Origin of the sequence: Pseudomonas sp. EA_15y_Pfl1_P101 (assembly GCF_963970835.1) — a bacterium.
Lineage (GTDB): Bacteria > Pseudomonadota > Gammaproteobacteria > Pseudomonadales > Pseudomonadaceae > Aquipseudomonas > Aquipseudomonas tritici.
In genome coordinates, this window is record NZ_CAXAPA010000011.1 from 233,460 (window position 1) to 239,579 (window position 6,120).

Below are 6,120 nucleotides of genomic sequence, written 5' to 3' on the forward strand. Positions count from 1 at the left end.
TTGCAGGCTCACTGCTGAAAATGCTGCTGTTGTCTGACGGGTGATTTGTTGAACGGCTGTTGCCTGGGCAACAGTGCTGATGAGGCGTAGCGACATTTATAGAGGGTTACGTTTATTCAGTAAATGAATGTATTTCCATATTTATAGATCATAAAGAAATATGAAGGCATCGTTATCAGAGGTGCCTTGGCGGTTGATAGCAACTATCACGGGAGGTGATTTTTCACCGTGCGAGGGCGGGAGTAGCCTGTGTTCATTGACTCGAAACCTCCTCTGCAGGGCCACCGCCATGAACCGATTCCTCGCTGTTTGCTTATTGATTGGCAGCTCTGTCCTCGCCGGATGTGCGACCCATCCTTCGCCGGAATTGCGCCCTTACACAGCGGAAGAAACCAAAGAGTTGTCCCTGGAAGCGTTGAGCCGTCGTGGTTTGTCGTTTGATGAGTATCAACAGCAGCGCGCCGCACTGATCGGTCAACCAAAGAAACCTTTCGGCTTTGATCGCCAGGGTGAAATGAACGCCGAACGCAGCGTGACCCTGCATGGTCGTCCCAGTTGAACCTGCGCTCAGCGACAAAAAGCCCGAGGCTTCCTTTAAGGAACCTCGGGCTTTTTGTTTGCCATGGCTCGACTTCAGCCTGTTAAGCTGAATTTCAGGAGCCTTCCTACGCACATTTTCATAAAGTGGTCCTTCTTTAATGGCATCCGATCGGTTAAACCTGACGACCTCTGTTCCGGTCGGTGCCCCTGAGACGCTGCTCTCGGGAACCTGCTCTGCGAGTTTTTAACGTCATGAATAAACGTCCGTTGTATTTCGACTACGCCGCCACTACCCCGGTAGATGAGCGAGTCATCCAGGTGATGGTCGAGTGTCTGGGCTTCAATGCCAACTTCGGTAACCCTGCGTCCAGTTCCCATGCGTTCGGCCAAGCGGCCCGGCAAACGGTTGAACAGGCGCGTCGCCAAGTGGCCGAACTGGTCGGTGCCAATTCCGAGCAGATCGTCTGGACCTCTGGCGCCACTGAGTCCAACAACCTGGCGATCAAGGGCGTGGCCCAGGCGCGGGGTGTGGCGGGCGGGCATATCATCACCAGCCAGATCGAACACAAGGCCACGCTGGATACCGCACGGCAGTTGCAGGAAGCCGGCGTGGCCGTGACCTACCTGGTGCCGGACGCGGATGGGTTGATCAGTGCCGAAGCGGTCAGCGAAGCGTTGCGCGAAGACACCTTCCTCGTGTCGCTGATGCTGGTCAATAACGAACTGGGCACCCTCAACGATATCCCGGCCATCGGCGCTCGCGTGCGTGAGCATGGCGCGCTCTTGCATGTGGATGCGGCGCAAGGCGCGGGTAAGGTGGCGATCGACCTGTCGCAGTGGCCGGTGGACCTGATGTCGTTTTCCGCCCACAAGCTGTATGGCCCCAAAGGTATCGGCGCTTTATATGTCGGGCCGCGGGCGCAGCAGAAAGTCTTGGCGCAGATTCACGGCGGTGGGCACGAAGGTGGCCTGCGCTCCGGCACCCTGGCAACCCACCAGATCGCCGGCATGGGCACTGCGTTCGCCCTGGCGGCGGCGTCTTTTTCAGAGGAAAAAGCAGTAATCGTCGCCTTGCGCCAGCGCTTGCTGGATCAGTTGGCATCGGTGGCGGGCGTGCGCCTGAATGGCAGCGCTACACAACGTATTCCCCACACCCTGAGCCTCACGTTCAGTGAAGGCGAATTCAACTCCGCTGCGCTGAGTGCGGGGATCGCGTTTTCTGCGACCTCGGCCTGCAATTCGGCGAGCAATGCACCGTCCCATGTGTTGTTGGCGCTGGGCCATGATGCTCGCAGTGCTGGCCGTACCATTCGCTTGAGCCTGGGCCGGTTTACCACCGAGCAGGATATCGACCAGGCGGTGCAATTGATCAAGGCTGCCCTGGCCTGCGAGCCGGCGTTCTGGGCGGTCTGATTCATCTATCGCAACACATAATAATTATTCGTGGTTAGCAGGAGACACAATGAGTACGCAGCCTTTGACCCATGGAACGGTTACCCAGCGCCTGGCGCATACCCGTGAACTGATGAGCCGCGAGGGCATTCATGCCTTGCTGGTGCCGTCGGCCGACCCACACTTGTCCGAGTACTTGCCGGGTTACTGGCAGGGGCGGCAATGGTTATCGGGGTTTCATGGCTCGGTGGGAACACTGATTGTCACTGCGGATTTCGCCGGTGTGTGGGCCGACAGCCGTTACTGGGAGCAGGCCACCAAGGAACTCAAGGGCAGCGGCATCGAATTGGTGAAGCTGCAACCGGGCCAACCTGGCCCGCTGGAGTGGTTGGCCGAGCAAACGCCGGAAGGTGGTGTGGTGGCGGTGGATGGTGCGGTGATGGCCGTGGCCTCGGCACGTACCCTGGGCGGAAAATTGGCGGAGCGCGGTGCACAGCTGCGTACTGATATCGACCTGCTGAGTGAGGTCTGGAAAGACCGCCCGGCGCTGCCGAACCAACCGATCTATCAACACCTTCCACCGCAAGCCACCGTCAGCCGTGGCGAAAAACTCGCGGCACTGCGCGCTAGCTTAAAAGAGAAGGGCGTCGACTGGCACTTCATCGCCACCCTGGATGACATTGCTTGGCTGTTCAATTTGCGCGGCGGTGATGTTTCGTTCAATCCGGTGTTTGTGTCCTTTGCGTTGATCAATCAACAGCAGGCCACGCTGTTTGTGGCACTGAGCAAAGTCGATGCCGAGTTGCGGGCAGTGCTGGAGCAGGATGGCGTGACACTGCGTGATTACAGCGAAGTGGTAGAGGCGTTGCGCGCGGTGCCGGCGGGCGCCAGTTTGCAGGTCGACCCAGCGCGCGTCACCGCCGGCTTGCTGGAAAACCTTGATGCCGGTGTCAAGCTGGTCGAAGGACTCAACCCGACCACATTGGCCAAATCCCGCAAGAGCCTGGCCGACGCGGAGCACATCCGCCAAGCCATGGAGCAGGACGGCGCGGCCTTGTGCGAATTCTTCGCCTGGCTGGACAGTGCGCTGGGCCGTGAGCGCATTACCGAACTGACCATCGACGAACACCTGACCGCTGCGCGCACCCGTCGCCCGGGTTATGTGTCGCTGAGTTTCAACACCATCGCCGCGTACAATGCCAACGGTGCGATGCCGCACTACCACGCCACTGAAGAGGAGCACGCGCTGATCGAAGGCGATGGCCTGTTGCTGATTGATTCGGGTGGCCAGTACCTGGGTGGCACCACGGATATCACCCGAATGGTGCCTATCGGTACGCCGAGTGAAGAGCAGAGACGTGACTGCACCCGTGTGCTCAAAGGTGTGATTGCGTTGTCCCGTGCGCATTTCCCAAAAGGCATCTTGTCACCGCTGCTGGACGCCATTGCCCGCGCGCCGATCTGGGCCGAAGGCGTGGACTACGGCCACGGTACCGGGCACGGTGTAGGCTATTTCCTCAACGTGCATGAAGGTCCGCAAGTGATTGCCTACCAGGCTGCGACTGCTCCGCAAACGGCGATGCAGCCGGGGATGATCACCTCAATTGAGCCGGGCACTTACCGTCCGGGACGTTGGGGCGTGCGTATCGAGAACCTGGTGTTGAACCGCGAAGCGGGCAAGACCGAGTTCGGCGAATTCCTCAAGTTTGAAACCCTGACCTTGTGCCCGATCGACACGCGCTGTCTGGAACCGTCGATGCTGACGGCGGACGAGCGTGAGTGGTTCAACGCTTACCACGCCGAAGTGCGTGAGCGCTTAAGCCTATTGCTCAGTGGCGCGGCGCTTGAATGGCTGCGGGTGCGTACGGCGGCTATCTGATCACTTGCCGTTCCGGCGCCTTGATCAGGGCGCCGGCTATATTGTCGACATCTAACTCAGGGCTTCGCGCACAAACTCCAAACGGTCCTGACCGAAGAACAACTGGCTGCCTACGAACATGCTGGGTGCACCGAACACGCCGCGCTTAACGGCCTGTTCGGTGTTGTCCTTGAGGGCAGCCTTTACAGCTTCGTCGTTTGCCTGGGCCAGGACCTTTTCTGGATCGAAACCGTGCTCGGCAAGCACGGCAGCCACGACCTCGGGGTCACGCAGGCAACGTAGCCTTCGCGGGCGAAGCGTTTGGCAATGGCGCCACCGGTTGCATCACCGGCGCCTACTACTAAGACGATTTTCTTGTTGTGCGTCATGGGAACTCCCTTGGCTCGAATGTCGAGCAGGCGTTTAGACGCAGCTGTGTAAAGGGTCGGTTTGTGCCGGGAATTAGATGTGAGCAGCCAGGAGGTGACTGCTCAAGCGATTACTTACAGATGACGATCATGCTGCGGCTGGTGTAGCCGGCAGGGTTGAGGCCGAAGGGGTAGTCCCCTGGCTCCTCGGAATTGTCACCGGACTTTGCGATTACCCGGTAGCCCTTGGCGCCGCAGGCGTTGGTAGCACTGGTGTAGCACTGGTCCCAGGAAGAAGACAGGCCGGAACAGTTGATATGCAGCCCTTTTTTGCCACGTTTTACTTCTGTCTTGGTGGTCGCGGCGCAGCCAGCAATGGCCATGACCATTAACAGTATCAAAATTCGCTTCATTCCTATCCTTAATAGCCGCCTCGCAAAGAGTGAAGCTTGCTCTACTTGCTCTCGGGTGTCGCGTTGGCACAGTCCTTGTCGAAATTCTCCATGAAAGACATTCGTTTACGGCTTAAACATGGCCTAAATGCGCGCTAAATGCCAGAGCTACATTCAAACAGGTTTCAATCCGCCGGAACCAATGGCTTTGACTCGCTGCGCATCGTTACCGTGGCACCTACGGAGGCCAGAATGATGCAAGTAATTGCCAGCCACTGCGCCAAGGACAGGTGCTCGTTCAGGAAGAACAGGCCAGAGAGCGCGCCAAACGCCGGTTCGATGCTCATGAGGGTGCCGAAGGTGCGGGCGGGGAGGCGCGTCAGTGCGACCATTTCCAGGGTGTAGGGCAGGGCGGTGGACAGGATAGCGACACCGATGGCGACCGGGATCAGTGCGGGAGTCAGTAACGCGCTGCCTGCATGGACGATGCCGATCGGTGCGACAAACAATGCGGCAATCATCACGCCGAGGGCGGCGGTTTGTACGCCGTTGTCATTGCCGGCTTTCTGGCCATACAGAATGTAGAGCGCCCAGCAGACCCCAGCTCCCAAGGCGTAGCCTGCGCCTAACAAGTCGATGCCGCTGCTGGCGTCACCGATTGGGATTAATAGAAGCAGGCCGGTGATCGCGAGAGCTATCCACAGAAAATCCACCGCTCGACGTGAGGCGTAGATCGCCACGGCAAGCGGCCCGGTGAATTCCAGGGCAACGGCAATACCCAGGGGCACGCTGCGCAAGGACATATAGAAGAGGAAGTTCATGCCGCCGAGTGCCATTCCGTAGACGATCACCGTGCGCAGGGATTTGGCCGTCAGTTTGGCGCGCCAAGGACGCAATAGAAGTAGCATGATCACACTGGCGAAAATCAGACGCAGGGTCGTAGTGCCTTGTGCGCCGACGATAGGGAACATGCTCTTGGCCAGCGAGGCGCCGGACTGTATGGAAGCCATGGCGATCAACAACAGGCCAACAGGGAACAATGTCGAGGCCAGGCTGCGGGTGGAGGTATTCATTGGGTGTACGTCCGAGGTCATATTAAGAGAGGCGTCGGCGCTATGATGCTTAACTGTCGGAGGTTGAGCAATATATTGCTCAATTATCCTGGCAGGCAACTTACAGACTGCGGGTTTTGAGTTTTTCAGCCTCTTTGATAGAAAAACCAAATTAAGGGTTGACGGCAGATTCTGGAAGTCTATAATTCGCCCCACTTCCGGCGCAGTCGAAACGGAAAACTACTTGGTAAACAAAGAGTTATGCGAAATTCGACGGCGAGTTGCTTCAGTTAATCGAAGCCCAGAAGGAGTTGGTAGGGCGGTGTTGTTTGGCTCTATTAACGTTTCGATCCTCTCGGTCGAAAGCGGAGAAAAAGAGGTGTTGACAGCGGCGTGTAACGCTGTAGAATTCGCCTCCCGCTAACGAGAGATCGGAAGCGCAAGTGGTTGAAGTTGTTGAAGAATTCTTCGAAAACTTCTGAAAATAATCACTTGACAGCAAATGAGGCTGCTGTAGA

Annotated in this window: 5 protein-coding genes and 2 pseudogenes; 3 read left to right on the forward strand and 4 right to left on the reverse strand. The window is 57.8% G+C overall.

Going from position 1 to position 6,120, the window contains the following annotated elements:
* The first annotated feature begins 289 nt into the window (after window positions 1-289).
* The 3 genes from AACY36_RS19095 to AACY36_RS19105 all read left to right on the forward strand — a co-directional run bounded on the left by AACY36_RS19095 (window position 290) and on the right by AACY36_RS19105 (window position 3,811).
* Complete coding sequence (locus tag AACY36_RS19095) at window positions 290-559, forward strand: hypothetical protein (protein WP_339414603.1); 270 nt, start codon at window positions 290-292, stop codon at window positions 557-559.
* A gap of 233 nt (window positions 560-792) precedes the next feature.
* Window positions 793-1,953, forward strand: coding sequence for a cysteine desulfurase family protein (locus tag AACY36_RS19100; protein WP_339427806.1), 1,161 nt, complete (start codon window positions 793-795; stop codon window positions 1,951-1,953).
* Window positions 1,954-2,002: 49 nt separating this feature from the next.
* Complete coding sequence (locus tag AACY36_RS19105; protein WP_339414600.1) at window positions 2,003-3,811, forward strand: aminopeptidase P family protein; 1,809 nt, start codon at window positions 2,003-2,005, stop codon at window positions 3,809-3,811.
* A 51-nt stretch (window positions 3,812-3,862) separates the two neighbouring features.
* Here AACY36_RS19105 and AACY36_RS19110 read toward each other — a convergent pair.
* The 4 genes and pseudogenes from AACY36_RS19110 to rhtA all read right to left on the reverse strand — a co-directional run.
* Window positions 3,863-4,090 (reverse strand): annotated as a pseudogene (locus tag AACY36_RS19110) (DsbA family protein); the annotation flags it as partial.
* Window positions 4,066-4,179, reverse strand: a pseudogene (locus AACY36_RS19115) (glucose 1-dehydrogenase); the annotation flags it as partial. The pseudogenes AACY36_RS19115 and AACY36_RS19110, both read right to left, overlap by 25 nt.
* A 110-nt stretch (window positions 4,180-4,289) precedes the next feature.
* Window positions 4,290-4,571 carry a hypothetical protein gene (locus tag AACY36_RS19120; RefSeq protein WP_049709138.1) on the reverse strand — a complete coding sequence of 94 codons (282 nt, stop codon included), beginning with the start codon at window positions 4,569-4,571 and terminating at the stop codon, window positions 4,290-4,292.
* A 164-nt stretch (window positions 4,572-4,735) separates the two neighbouring features.
* Window positions 4,736-5,623, reverse strand: coding sequence for a threonine/homoserine exporter RhtA (gene rhtA / locus AACY36_RS19125; RefSeq protein WP_339414599.1), 888 nt, complete (start codon window positions 5,621-5,623; stop codon window positions 4,736-4,738).
* Window positions 5,624-6,120 lie beyond the last annotated feature (497 nt).

Excerpts from the sequence above, each read along its gene's own strand:
- AACY36_RS19095 (WP_339414603.1), top strand. The coding sequence starts at position 290 with ATGAACCGATTCCTCGCTGTTTGCTTATTGATTGGCAGCTCTGTCCTC.
- AACY36_RS19100 (WP_339427806.1), top strand. The coding sequence starts at position 793 with ATGAATAAACGTCCGTTGTATTTCGACTACGCCGCCACTACCCCGGTA.
- AACY36_RS19105 (WP_339414600.1), top strand. The coding sequence starts at position 2,003 with ATGAGTACGCAGCCTTTGACCCATGGAACGGTTACCCAGCGCCTGGCG.
- AACY36_RS19120 (WP_049709138.1), bottom strand. The coding sequence starts at position 4,571 with ATGAAGCGAATTTTGATACTGTTAATGGTCATGGCCATTGCTGGCTGC.
- rhtA (WP_339414599.1), bottom strand. The coding sequence starts at position 5,623 with ATGAATACCTCCACCCGCAGCCTGGCCTCGACATTGTTCCCTGTTGGC.